The following is a 22,415-nucleotide window of genomic DNA, read 5'->3' as shown; positions in this document are numbered from 1 at the left end:
CTTTCCCTATACGTACGTACGTCTGAAAGCAACGAAACAGGTAGGTCATGGCCGGGAACAGCCAGCGCAGGAACCGCCGCACGTCCAACAAGAAGGGCGCGCAGGTCGGCAGCGGTGGGCAGCGACGCCGTGGCCTGGAGGGCAAGGGCCCGACCCCGCCCGCCTCCGCCCGCAAGGGGCACAAGAAGAACCGGGTCGCCAACGCCCAGGCCAAACAGGCCGCCGCCCGCCGCCCCGCGCCCCGGCGCGGCGGGGTGAAGGGCACCTCCGAGATGGTCGTCGGCCGCAACCCGGTCTACGAGGCCCTGCGCGACGGCGTGCCCGCCGTGACGCTGTACGTCCAGCAGTTCATCGACAACGACGAGCGCGTCCGGGACGTCCTCAAGCTCGCGGGCGAGCGCGGCAACATCAACCTGATGGAGGCCCCGCGCCCCGAGCTGGACCGGATGACCAACGGCCTGAACCACCAGGGCCTCGTCCTCCAGGTCCCGCCGTACGAGTACGCGCACCCGGACGACCTCATCGTCGCCGCGCAGGACAACCACGAGGACCCGCTGATCGTGGCCCTGGACGGGGTGACCGACCCCCGTAACCTCGGCGCGATCGTCCGCTCGGTCTCCGCCTTCGGTGGTCACGGCGTCGTCGTCCCCGAGCGCCGTGCGGCCGGGATGACCGCCGGTGCGTGGAAGTCCTCGGCCGGTACGGCGGCCCGCACCCCGGTCTCCCGGGTCACCAACCTCACCCGCGCCCTGGAGGGGTACCAGAAGGCGGGCCTCACCGTGGTCGGCCTGGCCGCCGACGGCGAGCACACGGTGGAGGACCTGGAGGCGCTGGACGGCCCGGTCGTCATCGTCATCGGCAGCGAGGGCAAGGGGCTCGGCCGGCTCGTCGGCGAGACCTGCGACTACCGCGTCCGGATCTCCATGCCGGGCGGCGCCGAGTCGCTCAACGCCGGTGTCGCGGCGGGCATCGTGCTCTACGAGGTGGCGCGCCGCCGCGCCTAGGGCGTCGCACGGCAGGCGGCAGTTTGACGACAGGCCCTGGGCTCCGGTGGAGAGCGCATCTCCGTACGGCGTTCGCGTGGTCATCGCCCCGGTAACGGGCCTTCCCGTTCACCGAGTTGACGCGCGAACGCCGAACAAGGTTCCAGGATGCCCGGGTTTGGCCGGATCTTGACGGGTCTCGGACACATCAGGGCTGTCAAGGCAGTGTCCTAACCACCCATCACTCGGTTAGATGAGTGTGGACACCAGAACGCCTCGGTTCGACGAGCAACCCGCCCTGAGCATGACCAAGGTGGACAGCGACCCCGCGCAGGTCATCGTCAACCACGCCAGCTTCCGGGTGCAGCTCGCCCCGGGCCAGCGCGCCCGGCTGCGGGGCCTCGCGGACACGGCCCGCATCCCCGCCATGAGCGGGGCCGGAGCCGCCGCAGGAGTCGGAGCCGGTGCACGCGCCGGAGCCGGCCGCAGGCGGGCGCCGGTCGTCTGGAGCGGCAGGTCGGCCCCGGGGGACCCGGGCGCCACCGGCCTCCTCCAGGCCGTGCGCAACTCCACCGCCGGCCACCTCGACCCCGCCCTCACCGCCGGTGCGGCCGACGGCCACGCGGCGGGCGCCACCCAGGTCATCCCGCTCCTGGAGGAGACCCAGCCCAACCCCGTACTCACGGCACCGCACCAGCCCGGACGGACCGGCCCCCTCCTGCCGCCGATGCGCCAGGCCGTCGGCGCGTACGACTCCGTCGACGAGGCACCGGCCACCACCGGCCCGGACGGTGACGTCGACTACGAGGACACCGCCGAGTCCCGCGCCCGCCGCCACGGCAACGACCCGGTCCGGCACGCGTACTACCCCGGCCACCGGATGAACCTCGGGGTCGTCCTGCTCCCCATGCGGGTGCTGCTCGGCTTCATCTCCATCTACGCGGGCATGGGCAAGCTCTGCGACCCCGTCTACTTCGACGGCGGCGAGCGCGGCTCCATGGTCAAGTGGCTGACCGCCCTGAACCCCTGGGCCGCGGCCGAACCGCTGCGGGACTTCGCCCTCGCCCACCCTGTCGGCGCCGGGCTCACCGTCGCCTTCCTCCAGGTCGTCGTCGGTGTCCTCACCGTCCTCGGCCTCTGGCAGCGCGTGGCCGCCTCGGTCGGCGCCCTGCTCTCCGCCGCCCTGCTGGTGACGGTCAGCTGGCGTACGGTCCCCGTCTACGACGCCCCCGACATCATCCTGCTGGCCGCCTGGAGCCCGCTGATCATCGCGGGCGCCCCGGTCTACTCGGTGGACGGGCGGCTCGCCGGGGAGGCCTGGCGCACCCTCGGCCCGCGCTCTCTGATCTGGGACCTGCGCCGCCGCGTCCTGCGCCGCGGTGCGGTCGTGGCCTCCGTCGTCATCGGCCTCACCCTGCTCATCGGCTCCATCCTCGGCGGCGCCGTACGCTCGGCCGAGGTCGTCACCGTCCCCGGCCGCAACGACTACCCCACCAACCGCCTCCCCGGCATGCCGCTCCCCCAGGAGTCCACCGGCGAGCGCCAGGCCTCCCGCACCCCGCAGGAGCAGGAGCGCAGCCCCGAGCCCACCCCCTCGGGCGCGGCCAGCACGGCCCCCGCCACCGGCCAGGTCACCCCCGGCGCCACCCGCGACTCCGGCGGCGGCCAGACCGCGGGCGCCGAGGCCCAGCCCAGCCAGACCCAGGGCACCGGCCAGGAGCCCCCGCAGCAGACCACCCCCCAGCAGCCCCCGGCCGCCACCAGCGCGGGCCCGACCTCCTCCGGCTCCACCGGCGGCGACGGCTCCACGGGCGGCGGCTCGGAGCCCGAGGCCCCGCCCACCTCCGGAGGCGGCGGCGACACCCCGCCGGGCGGCTCCACCGGCGGCGGCCGCAACCCCATCGGCGGCCTCCTCGGCTGACCGGCGGCGCAGAGCGAGAGGGGCGGCCCCTCCCACCCGGACTCCGGGTGGGAGGGGCCGCCCCTTTTCCGCCTTTTCTGCTGCTTCTTCTGCGCGACGGTCAGGCGCCGCCCTGGGCGCCCAGTTCACGGGCCGCCTCGGTCAGGTCCTTCGCGGTGTCGATCGCCCGCCAGTACGCCCCGTGGGGCAGCGGGTACCCGGCGAGCCGGCGCTCCCGGGCCAGCCGCGGGAACGTCGTCCGCTCATGGTCGCCCTGATCCGGCAGCATCCCCGTGAACGCGGGGGAGAACACGTACACCCCCGCATTGATCAGATACGGCGAGGGCGGCGACTCGATGAAGTCCGTGATGTGCCCGAACGCGTCCGTCTCCACCGCGCCCCACGGGATCCGGGGCCGCGCGAGGGCCAGGGTGGCGGTGGCGTCGCGCTCGGCGTGGAACGCGGCCATCTCCCGCAGCGAGAACCGCGTCCAGATGTCCCCGTTCGTGGCGTACCAGGGCTGCTCCGGATCGGGCAGCCGCTGCGCCGCGTACTTCAGCCCGCCGCCACGGCCCAGCGGCTCCTTCTCCACCACGGTGGTGACCCGCAGCGGCAGCACGGCGGACTCCAGCCACTCCTGGAGCACCTCGGCGAGATGGCCGCAGGAGACCACGGCGTCGGTCACGCCCTCGGCGGCCAGCCAGGACAGCTGATGGCCGATGATCGGGGTCCCGGTACCCGGGATCTCGACCATCGGCTTCGGGCGGTCGTCGGTGTACGGCCGCAGCCGGGACCCCTGACCACCGGCGAGGATGACGGCCTGCGTCGGATACGTATGCATGGCAGGCACGATATGCGGTGCGGGCACGGAGAAGCCGCCGTTGCCCGATGACGGCCGGGCGACGGCGGCTCCGCACGGAGGAAGGCGTACGGACGTGGGGTGCGGGGGCCGTACGTACGCGGCTCGGCTCCGCTCAGCTGAACTGAGCGACCCCCGAGGCGAACGACGTGTCGCAGACCGGGCGGGAGAAGCGCTGGGCGCGCGACGGGCCGTACTGCTCGACCGCGGCCTTGCCGAGCGCCTTGGCGATCGACATGCAGTGCTGTGCGAGCGAGGGCCGTTGCTCGACGGCGCGCTGGAGGCTCGTGAGCGCGGTGCCCGGGTCCTTCTCCTGCAGCTCGACGAGGAGCTTGTCCCGCAGGACGTCCTGCGCGGCGCGGGGCTTGGCGGGCTTGGACACGGTCTCCGAGGAGGCGGCCAGCAGCGTGGAGTCGTTGTCCGTGGCCGCCCACTGGACGCTGGTGACCGCGAGGGTCCCGGAGAGCACCATGACGACGGGCAGGACGAGGGCGAAGGATCGGCCGAGGCGCCGAGCGGTGTGGGTCACGCAGCGAGCGTAGCGGTCGGTGATGGCATGACGACATTTCGTCACCCGCCCGGGGGATGGTTCGACGCGTCCTTTCGAATGCCAGGTTGACGGGGCGGGGGGAAATGCCCTGTGTGCCGGGGTATTTGACGCCGCCCCGCCACGAAACCCGAACCGGCCCCGCGCCACGCAAACGGCCCCGCGTCCCCGGGAGGGGGAGGCGGGGCCGTTTGCGTCAACTTTCGCGGGCGTCAGTTGGTGAGGCGCTCACCGGTCGAGGTCGCGAAGACGTGCAGCTCGTCCGGGCGCGGGACGACGTGCAGCTCGGTGCCCTTGTCCGGCACGGCACGGCCGCCGACGCGGACGACCAGGTCCTTGTGCTCGCCGCCGACCTGGGTGGAGCCGTAGACGAACCCGTCAGCGCCCAGCTCCTCCACCACGTTGACGGAGACCGCGAGACCGGCCGGCTCGTCCGAGGCGTCCTTGGTGAGGGCCTTCGCGGCGGCGCCGCCGTGCTCGACGATGTCGAAGTGCTCGGGGCGGATGCCGACCGTGACGGTGGTGTCACCGCGGTTCGCGGCGGCGGTCAGCGCCTCGCGGGAGACCGGGACGACGCTGTTGCCGAACTTCACGCCGCCGTCGGTGATCGGGACCTCGACGAGGTTCATCGCGGGGGAGCCGATGAAGCCGGCGACGAAGAGGTTGGCCGGGCGGTCGTACATGTTGCGCGGCGAGTCGACCTGCTGGAGCAGCCCGTCCTTGAGCACCGCGACCCGGTCGCCCATGGTGAGGGCCTCGACCTGGTCGTGGGTGACGTAGACGGTGGTGATGCCGAGGCGGCGCTGGAGCGAGGCGATCTGCGTACGGGTGGAGACACGCAGCTTGGCGTCGAGGTTCGACAGCGGCTCGTCCATGAGGAAGACCTGCGGCTCCCGCACGATGGCCCGGCCCATCGCCACACGCTGGCGCTGACCACCGGAGAGCGCCTTCGGCTTGCGGTCCAGGTAGTCGGTGAGGTCCAGCATCTTGGCGGCCTCTTCGACCTTCGCCCGGATGTCGGTCTTGTTCACCCCGGCGATCTTCAGCGCGAAGCCCATGTTGTCCGCGACGGACATGTGCGGGTAGAGCGCGTAGTTCTGGAACACCATGGCGATGTCCCGGTCCTTCGGCGGCAGGTGCGTGACATCGCGGTCACCGATGCGGATCGCGCCGCCGTTGACGTCCTCCAGACCCGCGAGCATGCGCAGGGAGGTCGACTTGCCACAACCGGAAGGACCGACGAGGACGAGGAACTCACCGTCCGCGATGTCGATCTCGAGCTGGTCCACAGCCGGCTTCGTGGAGCCGGGGTAGACGCGGGACGCCTTGTCGAACGTGACACTGGCCATGCTGAATCTTCTCCTCCACCGGCAGGAACGTGCCGGACGATCCGAGTAGGGAGTGGTCTGGTCCAATGAGATGAACCTGCCGTGACGCTACCTGGCGTTTTCCGATCTGTCAGTAGTCCGGGGCACAGAGAAACCGTGGACGGCGCGGGTGCCCGGTTGGTTACACTGCTCCGGCACGCCTCCTTAGCTCAGCTGGCCAGAGCAACGCACTTGTAATGCGTAGGTCGTCGGTTCGAATCCGACAGGGGGCCCGGTGGAAAGCCCAGGTCGGACGGTGTCTGACCTGGGCTTTCGTGCTTCTCCGGATCGCTCTTCGGTGAGAGGCATGTCGGGGGGCCTCCTCTCCGTCCGGGATGCGTGGTGCGTGCGCCTGCCAATGGCCCGCCCACCTTCAAGGCAACGGTGCTGCCATCCGCTCGGCAGAAGGCACGGTCACGCCGTGTCTGGATGCCAGCCCTGTCGCAGGCCCGCGGGAAGCGCAGGGGATGGGCTTCCTGGCCTGATCGTCGGATCTCCCGGGAGTTGCTGGAACCCGGTCCTGCAGCCGGCCGCGTCTCTTTGGCTGAACTCCCCTTTGGGCGCCCCATGGTTCACCGGAAGGGAAGTGTCCGCAGTTGATGGGGTAGAGCCCGTTGTCGCGCAGGCCGGCGTGGGCCGGAAGCGAACGACTTGGACCGGACGTCCGTTCGTGAGCTAGGTTCCTGTCGCTCATAAGGGATACATAAAATATTCATGATGCGGGGGGATTGGGAATGATGGCGCATGCGCGTATGCGCGGCGTTGGGGGAATCACGGCGATCGCTCTGAGCTCTCTTCTCGCGGTCGGGCTGCTGCCCGCAACCGCGGCTGCGGTCTCGTCGAGCACTCCGGGGAAGCAGCCTCGTGAGGCTGCCGAGAAGGCACCGTATTCCGAGGAGGAAGCGCGGGCGGAGGCCGAACGGACCGGCCGGAGTGTGGAGATCGTCTCGATGCGTGGTGCGAGCACCGAGGTGTTCGTGACCCCCGAGGGGGATCTGGAGCAAAGGGAGTACGTGCGTCCCGTCCGTACCAGGGTCGGCGGCGAGTGGAAGCCGGTGGACACGGCCTTGGTGCCGACCGGCAAGGGGGTGGTCGTGCCCAAGGCCGTCACCGTCGGACTGGAGTTCTCCGGTGGCGGGTCCGGCGCACCGTTGGTGCGGATGAACAAGGCAGGCCGGGAGCTGGCACTGTCCTGGCCCGGCAGGTTGCCCGCACCCGAACTGGACGGCGCCACGGCGACGTACCGAAACGTTCTGCCTGACGTCGATCTGCGGATGGGCGCGCAGGAGGACGGATTCACCCAGTTGCTCGTCGTCAACAGCGCCGCAGCCGCGGCCAGTCCTGCCCTCACCGAGCTGCGGATGAAGCTCGCCGCGGGCGGGATGGACGTCAAGGAGACCGAAAGCGGCGGTCTGGTCGCGGTCGACAAGGGGGCCGGCACTTCGGTCTTCGAAGCGCCGATGCCGCAGATGTGGGACTCCAGTGACGGTGCGGACGGGGGAGACGTCCGCACCGAAGGCAGGAGTGGGCTCCGGGCCCGTACGGCTGCCGTCCCGCCGACGACAGGCGTCACCGAAGCCCATCCCGCCGAGAGCGGCAAGCTCGCCCCGGTCGGCGTGGAACTCCCTCCGGGCAATGGCGAACTGGTACTCAAGCCCGATCTCGGCGTGCTGAGGAGCAAGGACACCGAATACCCGGTCTTTATCGACCCCCAGTGGTATTCGCCCCGGGCGTCGGCGTGGACCATGGCGTCGAAACACTGGGCCTCGTCGCCGCAGTGGAAGTTCAACGGCAAGTCCGATGCGGGCATGGGGTACTGCGGCTGGGACTACTGCGCACCGCAGGACACCAAGCGCCTGTTCTACCGTCTGCCCACCTCGACCTACGCCGGGAAGACCGTTCTCTCCGCCGAGTTCGTGGTGCGCAACGTCCACTCGGCGTCGTGTTCGGCGCGCGAGGTGCAGCTGTGGCGTACGAAGGACATCTCCTCGTCGACGACGTGGAACACCCAGAGCCCGGCGTCGTTCTGGCTCAAGAAGCTCGCGGCGAAGTCGTTCGCCCACGGGTACACCGGCTGTGCCGCGAAGGACGCCGAGTTCGACGTGAAGGCGGCGGTGCAGGAGGCCGCCAACGGCAAGTGGTCCACGATGACCTTCGGTCTGCGCGCCTCCAATGAGTCCGACCGCTACGGCTGGAAGCGTTTCTCCGACAAGGCGTTCCTGCGGGTGAAGTACAACCGCCCCCCGACGCAGGTGAAGATGTCCCAGCTGACCGCCGAGTACGGAGGCACCTGCAAGGCGCCGGCCCAGGCGCCCCGGGTGCGGTCCCTGGGCAAGATCTACGCGAACGGTGTCACCGACCCGGACGGTGACGACATCGCGGTGGAGTTCCAGGCGTACTGGGACTCCGGTGACGGCAAGGGCCTGATCGCCCGGTGGAAGCCCGCCCGTACGTCGTACAAGAAGTCCGGTTCCAGCTTCTCCATAGGCTTGCCGACCTCGATCCCGGCCAACAGGACGGTTCACTGGCATGTGCGCTCGTACGACGGGGCGCAGTACTCGCCCTGGTCGTCGGCGGGTGATCCGACAGCCTGCTACTTCGTGTACGACACCAGCGTGCCCGCGGCACCGGCGATCTCCTCGGGCCACTATCCGGCCTCGGACCCGGAGAACCCGGACGATCCGTGGTACGACGGAGTGGGCCAGTACGGTACGTTCTCCATCGACTCGCCCTCGACGGACGTGATCCGTTACCGCTACGGCTTCAACACCGACCCGTCCGCCGCGAACCAGATCACCACCACCGGAGGCGCGGCCAAGTCCGCGCGGCTGCTCCCCGCACGGCCAGGGCTCAACTTCGTGACCGCCCAGGCGTTCGACCAGGCGGGCAACGGCTCGGAGATCCGGACCTATCAGTTCCGCGTGAAGGCCGGGCAGCCCGAGCGGGCCGTCTGGCAACTGGACGAACCGGCGGGTGCCACCAAGGCCGCCGGTACCACCACGTCGCGGACCGTGCGACTGCACGGCGGAGCGGAACTCGGTGCCGAGGGCAGGACAGGCACGGGCCTGCGTTTCGATGGCACGACCGGGTACGCCGCGTCCGACCTGACCGTGGTGGACACCTCCGACAGCTTCTCCGTGGCGGCCTGGGCACGGCTCGACCGGATGCCCAGTGAGGCGGCCATCATTGCGGCGCAGCCGGGCAACCACTCGCCGGGCTTCGAGCTGTACTACTCCCAGTACTACGACCGCTGGGTGTTCAACCAGTACACCTCGGACACCGCCGGTGCCTCCATCGCGCGGGCCATGGCCCCCGCAGCGGGCGGTGCCGAGGCCGGGCGATGGACCCATCTGGTGGGCGTGTACGACGGCAAGGCCAAGCAACTGCGGCTGTACGTCGACGGCAAGCTCGCCGGCTCCACCGCGTACACCACCGCGTGGGAGGCGCGCCGGGGGCTGCAGCTGGGAGCCGGAATCTACAGCGGCACCCACAAGTCGTTCTTCCCCGGCACGATCGACGACGTCCAGATCTTCGACCGAGCCGTCTCGGCGGCCGAGGCCACGCGACTGCACCAGGGGCAGGAGACCACCACGGGCCGGCCGCCGAGCGCCGTCTTCCCGCTGGACGAGCCGACGGGCGCCACGGAGGCCACCGGATCCGCGCCCGAGCAGCCGCTGACCCCGCACGGACCGGTGGCCGGCGGTGTGGACGGGGTCGCGGGCAGGGCCCTGAAGTTCGACGGGGCCACCTCCTACGCGGCCACCGACCGCCCGGTGCTCAACACGGCCCGCTCGTACACGGTCTCGGCGTGGGCGAAGCTGCCCGAGACCACGGTCACCGGCAACCGGACCGTGGTCAGCCAGAGCGGCACCTTCTACAGCCCCTTCTATCTGTCCTACGAGGGCGGGGCGAACACCTGGAGCCTGCGGACCTCGCTGGAGGACGTGCAGGCGGGCAACATCCGCGACCAGCGGGTGGCCGCCACCCAGCCGGCCAGGCCCGGTGAATGGGCCCACCTGGTGGCGGTTCACGACGCCACGGCCCAGCAGATCCGCCTCTACGTCAACGGGCAGCTGCAGGGTGTCGACGCGGCTCCCAGGACATGGGAGGCGCAGGGTGCCGTGCAGATCGGCCGTGCCATCTGGCAGGGCACGTACGTCGACCACTTCCCCGGCACGATCGACGACGTCCGGCTCTTCGACCGGCCGGTGGCCGACGACGAGGTCCGCCAGATCTTCCAGCGGCGGCCCCTGGTGAAGAGCCGCTGGACGTTCGAGCAGACCTCCGGCACCAGCCCGGTCACGACGCCGAACGCCGTGTCCGGCGGCAGCGCGCTCACCCTCAACGGCGGTGCGAAGAAGTCGGACCTGGCCTACATCGACGCGGGCGGCCTGGAGTTGGACGGCGTCGGCGGCTACGCGGCCACTGCGTCCGTCCCGGTAGACACCGGGGCCAGTTACACGGTGACTGCCTGGGCCCAGGCCGCGGCACTTCCCCAGCGAGCGGCGTCAGTGGTCAGCGCTGAAGGCACCGTCCAGAGCGCCTTCAACGTCCGCTTCGTGCCGGACGCCTCCGATCCGGACGGCCTCGGCCACTGGGAGCTGGCCCTGCCGGACAAGGACAGCACGGAGGCCTCGACGGTGCGTGTCGTCAACAGCGAGTTCTACGACGCGCGGGAATGGAACCACCTGGCGGTCGTCTACGACGGGTTCACCAAGGAGGCACGTCTCTACGTCAACGGTGTCCTCCAGGAGATTGCCTGCGGGGACGGGGACGGGGAGGCCGACGAGGCCGCGTGCGGGAACCGGGTCTCCTGGTCGGTGAACACCCTGGCCTTCAAGGCCACCAAGTCCCTCCAGGTGGGCCGGGCCAAGACTGGCGGCACCTGGGGCGACTACTTCCCCGGCCTGATCGATGACGTCTGGGCGTTCCAGGGCACGCTGACCGATGCTCAGGTCGAGAAGCTCGCCGGGACATGGTTCGACATCCCGACCGAGGTTCCCGGGAACGGCTGAGCACCGCTCCGCCGAACGGTACCGGCTGGATGCCGTGCTCTGGGCCAGTGCCCACAGCACGGCATCCCGTGCCGCTCCACTGTCCCGTTTCTTCTCTTCCTTTTTTCTTCCTTGTCCTCATGGCCGTGCGCAGCCGCGCGGCCTCGGATCACAACCAAGGATTCGCTCCTCTATGTCCATAACATCCAAATTGCTCCCGCCTTTGGCGGCCCGACGAAGAGTGGCCTTGTTCCTGTCCACCGTCATGGTGGCCACGGTGATGCAGGGAGCAGTCGCGTCAGCGGCTCCCTCACCGCGGTGGGACCTACCCGGTCTGCCCTCCGCCGAGAAGCCGGTCAAGGGGCGGGACATCTTCGGCGCCGAGCCGCGCTCCGCAGCTGACGCACCCAGGACGCCGGAGGGCGCCCCCCGGGCCGCCTGGCCCGAGCCGGGCGAGCGGGTTGTCAGCGTCTCCGCCGCGCCGGCCCCGGGCGAGCCCGCCGCGAACAGACTCGCCACACAGCTCCGCTCGCTCCCGATCGCGGTCAGCGCCCCACGCGCGGCGGCCGACGGCGCGGGCACCGCCCGGAGTGCCCCGACCGAGGCGCCGTCACAGGGGGCCTCCGTCGGCGCCAAGGGACGCGTCGAAGCCAAGGTGCTCGGGCACCGAGCGGCCGAACGCGTCGGGATCGACGGGGTGCTCTTCACCCTGGAGGCGGGCGACGGCCGGGACGACCGCCCTGGGAAAGTGGACGCCACCGTCGACTACTCCTCCTTCTCCGAGGCGTACGGCGGTGGTTACGGCTCCCGTCTGACGCTCGTCCAGCTGCCCGCCTGTGCCGCGGACGATCCCTCCCGGGAAGAATGCCGCACGATCACCCCGGTACCGACGGTCAACGACACCGAACGGAGGACCCTCACCGCCTCCTCGGTCGCCCTGCGGTCCTCCGGCCTCACGGTCCTCGCCGCCATGGCCGCGGAGACCGCCGGGACGGGGGACTTCACCGCCACCAAGCTCTCTCCGTCCGCGTCCTGGGACACCAACCTCAACACCGGTGACTTCAGCTGGTCCTATGACATCCCGGTGCCCGACGTGCCCGGCGGGCTCACGCCGGACCTCGGCCTGTCGTACAACTCGGGTCAGATCGACGGGCGCACCGGTACCACCAACAACCAGTCGTCCTGGGTGGGCGACGGCTTCGACCTGTGGTCCGGCTATATTGAGCGGCGTTACAAGCCGTGCTACGACGACGGTGTCAAGAACGCGGACGGCAACAAGCCGGCGGACCTGTGCTGGGGTTACGACAACGCGTTCATCACCTTCAACGGAAAGGGTGGTGAGCTGGTCCCGACGGGCGACGACGAGTTCCGCCTCAAGCAGGACGACGGCACCCGGATCACCCGGCTGCGCTCCGCCGACCGCGGCAACGGTGACAACGACGGCGAGTACTGGCGGCTCACCGACCCCGACGGCGTGCACTACTACTTCGGCTACAACCGGCTGCCCGGCTGGAGCAGCGGCAAGGAGACCACCGATTCCACGTGGACGGTTCCGGTCTTCGGCAACAACAGCGGGGAGCCCTGCCACAAGGCGGCCTTCGCGGACTCCTGGTGCCAGCAGGGCTGGCGCTGGAACCTCGACTATGTCGTGGACCCGCATGGCAACGCGGTCGCCTACTACTACGACCAGGAGAAGAACGCCTACGGCCGTAACCTCAAGGCCAAGGACAACACGCCGTACGTGCGCGGCGGTTCGCTGGACCGGATCGAGTACGGCCTGAAGGACGGCTCCGCCTACAGCGCCAAGGCGCTGGGCAAGGTGAACTTCGCGACCTCCGAGCGCTGCCTGCCCGACGCCAACACTGACTGCAAGTCGATCGACAAGGACGCCTTCTACTGGTACGACACGCCCTGGGACCTGCACTGCGCGGAGGGCAAGGACTGCGACAGGGGCCGGCTGTCCCCCGTCTTCTTCACCCGTGACCGCCTGACCGGGATCACCACCCAGGTCCTGAAGGGCAGCGCGTACACGGACGTCGACTCCTGGAAGCTCGGCCACCGCTGGGGCCAGGCCGACATCGACTACCAGCTGCTCCTGGACTCCGTCCAGCGCACCGGTCACACCGCCACCCCGGCGGTCACCCTGCCGAAGACCAGCTTCGCCTACACCCAGCGGGCCAACCGGCTCGACCGGATCGGTGACGGCTACGCGCCCTTCGTCAAGTCCCGGCTGTCCACCGTCACCGACGAGTACGGCGGCCAGGTCGACATCAACTACTCGGACCCCGTCTGCTCCTGGGACAGGCTGCCCACGCCCGAGAAGAACGGCACCCGCTGCTACCCGCAGTTCATCGGCGGCGACGCCGACGCCGCGCCCGAACGGCAGTGGTTCAACAAGTACGTCGTCACCTCCACCACCAAGACCGACCGCACCGGCGGCGCGCCCGACGGCGTGACCCAGTACGAGTACCTCGGTGACGCGGCCTGGCACTACGACGATGACGACGGCCTGACGAAGGAGAAGCACAAGACCTGGTCCCAGTGGCGCGGCTACGGCCAGGTCCGGGTCAAGACCGGCGGTCAGGGCGGCCAGGCAGCCCTGAGGACGCAGCAGGACAGCTACTTCCTGCGCGGCATGGACGGCGACAGGGAATCCACCTCGGGCGGCACCAAGAAGGTCTCCGTCACTCTGGGCAGTGGTGAGGGAGACCCCATCACCGACCACGAGTCGGTGGCGGGCTTCGCCTACAAGACGGTCGTCCACTCAGGCGTCGACGGCAAAATCCTGTCGAAGTCGGTGGACCGGCCCTGGTACCACGAGACCGCGAGGAAGACCCGCACCTGGGGCACCGTCACCTCCAACCTGACCGGCACCGCCCGGTCCACCTCCTGGACCTCCCTGGACAACGGTGCGGGGAAGTCCTGGAGCGTCAGCGAGACCAGGAACACCTACGACACGGTGGCCGGGCGGGTCACCATGACCGAGGACCTGGGGGACCCGACCACCCCGTCCGACGACCGCTGCACCCGGACCACCTACGCCGGCGGCAGCACCGGCATCATCACCCTCCCCTCCAGGGAGGAGACGGTCACCAGGTCCTGTTCCGCCACGCCGGACCGCTCCAAGGACGTGGTCTCCGACGTCCGGACCGCCTACGACGGCGGGGAGTACGGCGCGGCTCCGACCAAGGGTGACGCAACCGCGTCGGCCACGCTCAAGAGCCACGACGGCACCAAGGCCGTCTACCTGGAGTCCAAGGCGACGTTCGACTCCTACGGCCGACGCCTGAGCACCACCGACCTGACGTCGGACGTCACCGTGACCGGCACGGGCCAGCCCGCCCGCACCGCACGCACCGACGGACGTACGACGACCACCGCCTACAGTCCCGCGACCGGCTTCCCGGCCAAGGTCACGGAGACGACACCGCCCGCCACCGCGGGCACCCCGGCGACGGCGCAGAACGTGGTGACCGAGTTCGACCCGGTGCGCGGTCGCCCCGCCGCACAGGTGGACACGAACGGCAAACGATCCGAGTTCTCTTTCGACGCGCTCGGCCGGATCAGCCGGATCTGGCTTGCCGACCGACGGACCGACCAGACTCCGAGCTACGAGTTCACCTACTTCATCGACGCGGACAAGCCCGTCGCGATCCGCACCCGGACCCTCGACAACAAGGGCGGCCAGCGTTCTTCCTACACGCTGTACGACGGGTTCTTGCGGGAGCGCCAGGTACAGGAGCCAGGACCGGATGGGGGCCGGATCCTCACGGATGTCTTCTACGACGAGCGGGGCCTGACAGCCAAGACCTTCGCTCCGTACTACAACGACCAGGAGCCGCCCGGCCGCGGTCTGTTCAAACCCGCCGATGCCCTCACCGTCGAAACCCAGACGAGATACGTCTACGACGGCCTCGGCCGCGAGACCGAGATCAAGGACATCGCCGGAAACGGTGACGGGGGCGCCGTACTCGCGGTCACCCGGAAGACCTACGGCGGCGACCGCACCACGGTGATTCCGCCGGAGGGCGGCACCGCCACGACCGCGATCGCGGACGCCCGTGGTCTGGTGACCGAGCTGCGCCAGCACCACTCGCGCAGCGCCGACGCGCCTTACGACACCACCACCTACGCGTACACGACCCGGGGCGAACTCGCCAAGGTCACCGACCCGGCGGGCAACTCCTGGAAGTACGCCTACAACCAGCGCGGCCATGAGGTCCGGACGGAGGACCCCGACCGGGGTGTCACCACCCGTACGTACGACGACCGGGGCCAGCTCACCACCACCAAGGACGCCCGGGGCACCGTCCTGGCGCACGTGTACGACGGGCTGGGCCGCCAGACCGAGCTGCGCGACGGCTCCGCCACCGGCACCCTGCGTGCCAAGTGGACCTACGACACCATCAGCGGTGCCAAGGGCCAACTCGCCCAGTCCACGCGCTATGTGAACGGCGCCGAGTACACCTCGAAGGTCACCCAGTACGACCGGCTCTACCGCCCGGTCAGGACCGCCGTGGTGATCCCCTCCCAGGAGGGCGCCCTCGCGGGCACGTATCAGACCGGCACCGCCTATCTCCCCTCCGGCCTGCCCAGCACCGTGAGCTACTCGGCAGCCGGTTCGCTGCCGGGCGGCAGCCACACCGTCAGCTATGCCCCCGACACGCTGCGGCCGACCGGGCTCCTCGGTGACGGGTTCACGGCGGAGACCGTGTACTCCTCGACGGGCAAGCCGCTCCAGCAGCGGATGTCCGGCACCGCCCCCGGCGCCAAGCCGGTGCAGGTGACCAACACCTACGAGTGGGGCACCCAGCGGGTCGCGACCTCGCGGGTGGACCGCCAGGACGTGGCAGGCGTCGACCGGTTCAACACCTATCGGTATGACGACCTGGGCAACATCCTGTCGATCTCGGACACCTCCAGGTCCGGCACCGACACCCAGTGCTTCGACTACGACCATCTGCAGCGGCTGACCAAGGCGTGGACGCAGGGTGACAAGACCTGCGCCACGGCGCCCGGTGCCGGGACGGTCGGCGGCCCGGCACCGTACTGGCAGTCCTTCACGTACGACAAGACGGGTAACCGCCTCTCCGAGACCCTGCACGACGTCTCCGGCGACAGCGCCAAGGACACCCTGCGGACCTACAGCTACCCGGCTCCGGGCAGCGCCCGTCCGCACGGCCTGACCTCGGTCTCGACCCGGCTGCCCGACGGCACCACCACCCAGGACGACTACTCCTACGACGAGATCGGCAACACGACGGCCCGCCCCCGGGGCGACGCCTCCCAGCAGCTCACCTGGGACGCCGAGGGCCACCTGGCCAAGGTCACGGAGCCTACGTCGGGCGGCGGCAGCAAGGTGACCGAGTACCTGTACGACACCGGGGGCAACCGCCTCATCGGGCGTACAGGCTCGAAGAGCACGCTGTACCTCGGCCACACCGAGGTGACCCTCGACAAGGGCGCGGCCAAGGCCAAGGCGACCCGCTACACCCCGCTCGGCGGAGGCAACCAGGCGGTCAAGGAGGACGACGGCTCCGTCACCTTCACTCTCGCCGACCACCAGGGCACCGGCCTCCTCTCCGTGAACGCCGCCACCCAGGCGTTGTCGCAGCGGCGCACCCTGCCGTTCGGCGGCGCCCGGGGCGTGGCTCCGGTCCCGTGGGTGGGCAGCAAGGGGTTCGTCGACGGCACCGACGACACGAGCGACACAGGGCTGACCCATCTGGGTGCCCGGGAGTACGACCCGTCGACGGGCCGTTTCCTGAGCGTCGACCCGATCATGGACCTGACGGATCCGCAGCAGCTCAACGGCTACGCGTACGCGGAGAACTCCCCGGTCACCTTCAGCGACAGCACCGGCCAGTGGAAGTGGCTGGACAAGCTCGCTTCCAAGGGCAAGCAGGTTGCCAAGGGCCTCAAGAACGGTGTCGTCGACGGCTACTACGACCTGGCCGAGAGCGTCTACACGTGGACCGACCGGTTGGGCTGGACCGAGGGCAACGCCCAGAAGATCAAGAACGACCGCGCGGGCAAGGGCCCGATCAGTCTCTACAAGACCGTCCGCGGCCCGGACCAGAGCGGAGCCTGGTACAAGGTCTCCTACTGGGTCGGCAAGTTCCTCACGCCGTTCTTCCCCGGTGCTGCCGGAGCGGGCGGCGGCGGCAAGGTGCTGTCCAAGCCCGGCAGCGTCAGCAAGGTCGTCAAGGGAGCCCTCGGCAGGCTGTTCTCCGGCACGACGCAGAAGGCGGCGCCACCGAAGGTCGCGCCGAGGGTCGTTCCGCCACCGCGGGTCAGCGCACGCGGAGTGGGCGGCAAGAGCGCGCCCGTGGTGGAGGTCCAGAAGGCTCCGGCCGGCTGGACACACGCCGGGCAGATGGAGAAGGCATCGTCCCAGGTGGCCGATTTCGCCCTCAAGCACGCCTCCAAGAGGAAGGCGTCCAAGACATACGCGGGCGGCTACAACATCGAGACGGGAGACGTCGCCCTCGCGCAGTCGGGCGGCTGCAAACCCGGGCTCAGCTACTGTGCCGAGGGCAACGTCGTGCACGCGCTCGGCGGCGACCCGACGAAGGTACGGTTCACCATCGCGTACACCGTGAAATTCGACGACGGTGTACGCACGGTCGAGGTGAAGCCCGTGTGCAAGCAGTGCCAGGTGGACTACCAGTCACCGTTCCAGTTCGAGTCAGGTGTCGTTGCTGAGGAAGGCGGCATCTGGGGGCACCAGTTCTTCTAGGGATGAGAACAATGAACACCATGGAGTTGGAGATCGGACTGTACGACTGGTCCGCGCTCCCCTGCCGCAGCTGTCCGTCAGCCGCGCACGTCCCCGCGGAACTGCTGCGGATGGCCCGTGCGCAGAACCGGGAGGAGGCCAGGCCGAAAGCCATTGAGTACCACGTGCTCCAGGAGAGCTGGGCGACACCGACGGTTGTCCCGGTTGCCCGGGTGCTGATGGCCGGCCTGGCCGACCGGAGTGTCTCGGCGGTGGCCCGGAACCAGTTCCTGGACCTCCTCTGGTCGTTCGTCATCGTGGATGACGAGGACCTTGCCGCTGAGTGCCTGGACGCGGTCAAAGGCGGTATCTGGGCCCTGTACGAGGAGATCCTGTCCGGTGACTCCAAGGGAAGCGCCCTTCTCGCCTACTGGCTCCTGAAGGACGCGGAGACCAACCCGGCCCGCGTGGACCGTCTCCTCGCGACAGCGCGACACCTGCTGCCGGATGACCTCTACGAGGAGGACTGACCGGCGGCGGGCGGAGTGACGGGCAGGACCTCATGCCGACGAAGCGAGGTCCTGCCCGTTCTCTGTGTGAGCGGATTGATACGGGAGACGTTGCCCTCGCCCAGTCGGGCGGCTGTAAAACCGGGCTCAGCTACTGTGCCGAGGGCAACGTCGTGCACGCGCTCGGCGGCGACCCCACGAAGGTACGGTTCACCATCGCGTACAACGCGAGCCGTCAGCCGGATGACACTGTTGTCGCGGGGCCGGAGAAAGGCGGCCTGAAGTGTCAGCTTGACTACCCGTCCCCCGGCCAGTTTGAACCCGGCGTAGAAGAGGAGTCGGTTGGCTTGTGGGACGAGTTGGGATACTGGGCAGGTGAAGGCAATCACGACGATGGAGTTGGAGATCGGGCTGTACGACTGGTCCGCGCTCCCCTGCCGCAAGTGCCCATCAGCCGCGCATGTGCCAGGAGATCTGTTGCGGATGGCCCGTGCCAGGACACTGGAGGAGGCTGAACCGCGCGGTATTGACTTCCACGTGATCCAGGACAGCTGGACGACGAAGACTGCGGTTCCCGTTGCACGGGTGCTCATGGCCGGGCTGGCCGACCGTGGTATTTCTCCTTCGGCCCGCCATCGGTTTCTTGAACTTCTCAGTTCTCTCACCGTCGTTGATGACGAAGGAATCGCAGAGGAGTGCAGAAAGGAGGTGCGAGCTGGCACCTGGGCTCTGTACGAGGAGGTGCTATCCGGCTGGGCCAAAGGCACTGCAGCCTACGCGTACTGGCTTCTGCAGGATGTGGAGACGGTTCCGGCGCGGCTGGAGCGGCTGCTGGCGACAGCGCGGCACCTGTTGCCGGAGGACATCTGTGAAGAGGACTGACCGGTGCGAGCGGATTGATACGTGCATCCGCAAGGCTGTCACGTAGGCCCTTCGACACTGGCGACTTCGTTGCCCCTGTCTCCGTGCAGAAGCGTGTGGTCGACAGGACGGCGCGACAGGCCCGTGGGGTCTCGAAGGAATGAGGGCCTAGACCAACCGTGGTGTGGGCCTGATCGGTAGGCGGCTTTACCGTCACACCTCATTGGTCAGGACGATTGAGCACGAGCGCTTGTGCGTCATGCAGCTTCAGGCATTTGGCAAGCCGAAGTCACTTGAAAAGGAAGCCGCTTGGTAGCGAGCGGCGTACGCCTCCGAAGACCAGTTCTTGAGCCACTTCAACGGAAGGGTGGGCTGATGGCCGACCGTTCGAATTGGCTGCGAGTGCTGGCTCAGGCGTCCGGGCAGCAAGGCCGACCGCATCTGGGTGAGTGTCCGGATTGCGGCCTGCCCAGGCTCCAGGTCCGCTTCATCGTCAACCCCGATACCCGAGTCGGGTACGCGCTCCTATGGTGCGCCGCCTGCCTCCGCGGTGTCCTCGTGTCGCGGGTCCGGGCGCCGGAAGGCATGCCTGTGCGGTTGCTGGATGACCCGCTGTCGACCGAAGGCGTTCCCGAATTCCTTCGCCATGAGTGATTCACCGCGACGGAAGACGCCGCATTGCCATCGGCGCCCCCGCTCCCAGCACCCGCCGCCCGGTGCCCCCGATCCGGCCGCCGAGACGCCCGCCGCGTTTGCCGGGATGCCGGCCGACCTGGACCTGGCCGTCGCGGCGGGCGCGGAGGACCGGACCACCGACGCCGTCGAGCGGATCACCGGGCGCCCGCCCCGCGGCTTCCGTACGGTGGTGGCGCGTGAGGCGGGCGCGCTGAGGGTGCTCAAGCCCTGGCGGCGGACGCGTGCGGCACCTCCGGAGCGGGTGCGGCCGGCTGGGGCGGTGCCTTCGCCGTCCGTACGGGGATGAGCGCAGCGACCACCGCGGCCGCCAGGCCCACCCCGCAGCCGATCAGCATGGCGGTGCGGAAGCCGTTCTCCGAGGGCAGCGGGAAGCCGCCGAAGTCGGTCGTCATCCGGGCCAGGACCACGCCGATGACGGCCGCCGCGAACGAGGTGCCGATGGAGCGCATCAGGGCGTTGAAGCTGTTGGCGGAGGCGGTCTCGGAGGCGGGGACCGCGCTCATGATGAGGGCGGGCATGGCCCCGTAGGCGAAGCCGACGCCGGAGTTGCAGACGAGGGTGACCAGCAGCAGGCTCCACGGGGAGCCGGAGCCGATCAGCGGGACGGAGAGGCCGTAGCCCGCCGCGATGAGGAGGCTGCCGACGGCGAGGGTGACCTTGGGGCCCTTGGCGGCGGAGAGCTTGGCGCCGAGAGGGGACATCACCATCATCATCAGCCCGGCCGGGGCCATCCACAGGCCCATCGCCAGCATGGACCGGCCCAGGCCGTAGCCCGTCGTCTCGGGGAGCTGGAGCAGCTGGGGGACGACGAGGGACTGCGCGTACATCGCGAAGCCGACCAGGACCGAGGCCGTGTTCGTCATCAGGACCTGGGGGCGGACGGTCACGCGGAGGTCGACCAGCGGGTCGCGCAGCCGCAGCTCCCACCGGGCCCACGCGGGCAGGAGGACGAGCGCGGCGGCGAAGAGGGTGAGCGTCGTGGCGCTGGACCAGCCCCAGTCGGCGCCCTTGGAGACGGCGAGCAGGAGTGCGATCAGCGCGGCGCCCAGGCCGATGGCGCCGGGCAGGTCGAAGCGGCCCGCCGCGGCGGTGGCCGGGCGGTCGGCGGGGACCAGGGCGGTGATCAGGGTGCCGACCGCGAGGGCGAGTACGGCGACGACCCAGAAGAGCACGCGCCAGCTGGTGTTCTCCGCGACGGCGGCGGCGAAGGGCAGACCGAGCGCGCCGCCCACGCCCATCGACGCGCTCATGATCGCGATGGACGGGCCGAGCTTCTCCGCCGGGACGACGTCCCGCAGCAGGCTGATGCCGAGCGGCACCACGCCCATGCCGAGCCCCTGGAGGCCGCGCCCGGTGATCATCGGGATCACGGACGAGGAGAGGGCGCAGACCGCCGAGCCGAGGACGAGCGGTACGAGGGAGACGAGCAGCATCCGCCGCTTGCCGTACATGTCACCGAGCCGTCCGGCGACCGGCGTGGAGACGGCGGCGGCCAGCAGGGTGGCGGTGATGACCCAGGAGGCGTTGGACGCGGAGGTGTCGAACAGGACCGGCAACTGCGCGATCAGCGGCACCACCAGGGTCTGCGTGAGCGCGGCCACGATGCCGGCGAAGGCCAGGATAGCCACGATGGCGCCGGAGCGGGCCGCGGGTGCCCCCGGGGAGGATGGTGCGGGCGGTGGGGTCTCCACGGGGTGTCTCCGTTTCTCAGCCCTCGGACCTCGGCGGGCTGTTCGGTCAGGCAGGATACAGGGAATGTGCATCATGCACATCGTATGCATCATGCATATCCATTGTGATATACCTGGATGCGTGGACTTGCCCCTCGACCGGATCGAACGCGAGACGATGCTGCTCGGCCGGTACATGCACCTGCTCGCCCCGCGTGCGGAGTGGCGGCTCGACCGCAGCGCCTACATCCTGCTCAGCCGGATCGAGGTGGAGGGCCCCATGTCCATCAGCCAGCTCAGCGAGGCCTTCGGCCTGGACGCCTCCACCCTCAACCGGCAGACCGCCGCGATGCTGCGAGCCGGGGTCGTCGAGCGCATCCCGGACCCCGACGGGGGCATCGCCCGTAAGTTCGCCATCACCGACGAGGGCGCCCGCCGGCTCGACAGCGACCGCAACCGGAACGTGGCGGGGCTGGCCAAGGTCGTGGCCGACTGGACGCCGGAGGAGGCGGAGCAGCTCGCGGACTCGCTCAGCCGGCTGAACCTCTCCATCGAGCGGCTCGACGGGCGGCCCTGGCCCCGCGACTGACGCGCGGCCCGTTCCCCGGCGCGGTCCCGGCCGTGTCCTGGTGTACTGGAGGTACTGCCCCGGACCGGGATGGGGATGGACGCTCATGAACCGCCGCCGCCGTTCTCGTACGCTTCCCACGGCTCTCGCCTGTGCCGGTGCCGCCGTCCTGCTGACGGCCGCCTTCGCACCGGCCGCCCCCGCCGACCGCACCGAACCCCGCACCGAGACCGCCGTCCTGGAGATCCCCGCCATCGGCGTCGAGGACCTGGACGTGGTGCCGTACGAGGGCACCACCGACGACCGTCCCGGCAGCCGCATCCAGGACCGGGGTGTCGCCTCCAGTCCGTACGGGGAGGAGGGCGGGGTCGGGCCGGGCGATGTCGGCAACTACCTCGTCACCGCGCACCGGCTCAGCGCCGGGGGCGTGCTGCGCGAGCTGCCGGATCTCGGCAAGGGCGATCCCGTGTACGTGACGGAGGACGGCACCACGTACACGTACGAGATCACCGAGACCCGGAAGACCTCCTTCCGCAGTGAGCGGTCGCTCGACGAGCAGCGGGCGGAGGTGCCGGGGAAGCCGGGCGAGGAGCCGACCAGGGCCATGATCACGATCTCCACCTGCGCGACCCCCGAGGACGACGCGGCCGGGAACTTCTGGCGCGACGACCTCGGCAACCCCGAGCACCGGATCGACAAGGTGGGGGTGCTGGTGGCCGAGGAGCCCGACTAGATCGTCAGCG

At 69.8% G+C, this 22,415-nt stretch carries 12 protein-coding genes and 1 tRNA gene; 9 read left to right on the top strand and 4 right to left on the bottom strand.

From position 1 onward, the window contains the following. Window positions 1–47: 47 nt before the first annotated feature. Window positions 48–1,004: a 23S rRNA (guanosine(2251)-2'-O)-methyltransferase RlmB gene (rlmB, locus tag DJ476_RS14985; protein WP_103420054.1), complete on the top strand. Its 957-nt coding sequence runs from the start codon at window positions 48–50 to the stop codon at window positions 1,002–1,004. Window positions 1,005–1,236: 232 nt separating this feature from the next. Further along, window positions 1,237–2,904: a DoxX family membrane protein gene (locus tag DJ476_RS14980; RefSeq protein WP_241565707.1), complete on the top strand. Its 1,668-nt coding sequence runs from the start codon at window positions 1,237–1,239 to the stop codon at window positions 2,902–2,904. A gap of 100 nt (window positions 2,905–3,004) precedes the next feature. On the opposite strand, the gene DJ476_RS14975 is transcribed toward DJ476_RS14980, so the two are convergent. The 3 genes from DJ476_RS14975 to DJ476_RS14965 form a co-directional block, all read right to left on the bottom strand. After that, on the bottom strand, window positions 3,005–3,724 hold the full coding sequence (locus DJ476_RS14975; RefSeq protein ID WP_103420050.1) for a nucleotidyltransferase family protein: 720 nt from the start codon (window positions 3,722–3,724) through the stop codon (window positions 3,005–3,007). Window positions 3,725–3,857: 133 nt separating this feature from the next. Then, complete coding sequence (locus DJ476_RS14970) at window positions 3,858–4,271, bottom strand: hypothetical protein (RefSeq protein WP_070199405.1); 414 nt, start codon at window positions 4,269–4,271, stop codon at window positions 3,858–3,860. Window positions 4,272–4,501: 230 nt separating this feature from the next. Further along, a complete protein-coding gene (locus DJ476_RS14965; protein ID WP_112490749.1) occupies window positions 4,502–5,638 on the bottom strand; it encodes an ABC transporter ATP-binding protein in 1,137 nt (378 codons plus the stop codon). A 177-nt stretch (window positions 5,639–5,815) separates the two neighbouring features. Here DJ476_RS14965 and DJ476_RS14960 point away from each other — a divergent pair. From DJ476_RS14960 to DJ476_RS14940, 5 genes are all read left to right on the top strand, one after another. Further along, a tRNA-Thr gene (locus DJ476_RS14960) sits at window positions 5,816–5,889 on the top strand. 717 nt (window positions 5,890–6,606) lie between these two features. Then, window positions 6,607–10,671: a LamG-like jellyroll fold domain-containing protein gene (locus DJ476_RS14955; RefSeq protein WP_208623656.1), complete on the top strand. Its 4,065-nt coding sequence runs from the start codon at window positions 6,607–6,609 to the stop codon at window positions 10,669–10,671. A 244-nt stretch (window positions 10,672–10,915) separates the two neighbouring features. Continuing rightward, window positions 10,916–17,389, top strand: a complete 6,474-nt coding sequence (locus tag DJ476_RS14950; RefSeq protein ID WP_318294884.1) for an RHS repeat-associated core domain-containing protein — start codon at window positions 10,916–10,918, stop codon at window positions 17,387–17,389. A 20-nt stretch (window positions 17,390–17,409) separates the two neighbouring features. Beyond that, complete coding sequence (locus DJ476_RS14945; protein ID WP_162638699.1) at window positions 17,410–17,898, top strand: hypothetical protein; 489 nt, start codon at window positions 17,410–17,412, stop codon at window positions 17,896–17,898. A gap of 354 nt (window positions 17,899–18,252) precedes the next feature. Beyond that, window positions 18,253–18,759: a hypothetical protein gene (locus DJ476_RS14940; protein WP_112490746.1), complete on the top strand. Its 507-nt coding sequence runs from the start codon at window positions 18,253–18,255 to the stop codon at window positions 18,757–18,759. An 875-nt stretch (window positions 18,760–19,634) separates the two neighbouring features. Here DJ476_RS14940 and DJ476_RS14930 read toward each other — a convergent pair. Next, window positions 19,635–21,125 carry an MFS transporter gene (locus DJ476_RS14930; RefSeq protein WP_112490745.1) on the bottom strand — a complete coding sequence of 497 codons (1,491 nt, stop codon included), beginning with the start codon at window positions 21,123–21,125 and terminating at the stop codon, window positions 19,635–19,637. A 121-nt stretch (window positions 21,126–21,246) separates the two neighbouring features. Here DJ476_RS14930 and DJ476_RS14925 point away from each other — a divergent pair, with 121 nt between their 5' ends. Both DJ476_RS14925 and DJ476_RS14920 read left to right on the top strand, forming a co-directional pair. Further along, on the top strand, window positions 21,247–21,693 hold the full coding sequence (locus tag DJ476_RS14925) for a MarR family winged helix-turn-helix transcriptional regulator (RefSeq protein ID WP_112490744.1): 447 nt from the start codon (window positions 21,247–21,249) through the stop codon (window positions 21,691–21,693). Window positions 21,694–21,778: 85 nt separating this feature from the next. Then, a complete protein-coding gene (locus DJ476_RS14920; RefSeq protein ID WP_103420043.1) occupies window positions 21,779–22,405 on the top strand; it encodes a sortase domain-containing protein in 627 nt (208 codons plus the stop codon). Window positions 22,406–22,415 lie beyond the last annotated feature (10 nt).

It is taken from the genome of Streptomyces bacillaris, from assembly GCF_003268675.1.
Lineage (GTDB): Bacteria > Actinomycetota > Actinomycetes > Streptomycetales > Streptomycetaceae > Streptomyces > Streptomyces bacillaris.
The sequence above is the reverse complement of the archived record's forward strand: the minus strand, read 5'-3'. Positions and strand labels throughout refer to the sequence as shown.

Coding starts and splice junctions, on each gene's coding strand:
- rlmB (WP_103420054.1), top strand. CDS start 48: ATGGCCGGGAACAGCCAGCGCAGGAACCGCCGCACGTCCAACAAGAAG.
- DJ476_RS14980 (WP_241565707.1), top strand. CDS start 1,237: ATGAGTGTGGACACCAGAACGCCTCGGTTCGACGAGCAACCCGCCCTG.
- DJ476_RS14975 (WP_103420050.1), bottom strand. CDS start 3,724: ATGCATACGTATCCGACGCAGGCCGTCATCCTCGCCGGTGGTCAGGGG.
- DJ476_RS14965 (WP_112490749.1), bottom strand. CDS start 5,638: ATGGCCAGTGTCACGTTCGACAAGGCGTCCCGCGTCTACCCCGGCTCC.
- DJ476_RS14955 (WP_208623656.1), top strand. CDS start 6,607: ATGCGTGGTGCGAGCACCGAGGTGTTCGTGACCCCCGAGGGGGATCTG.
- DJ476_RS14950 (WP_318294884.1), top strand. CDS start 10,916: ATGGTGGCCACGGTGATGCAGGGAGCAGTCGCGTCAGCGGCTCCCTCA.
- DJ476_RS14945 (WP_162638699.1), top strand. CDS start 17,410: ATGGAGTTGGAGATCGGACTGTACGACTGGTCCGCGCTCCCCTGCCGC.
- DJ476_RS14920 (WP_103420043.1), top strand. CDS start 21,779: ATGAACCGCCGCCGCCGTTCTCGTACGCTTCCCACGGCTCTCGCCTGT.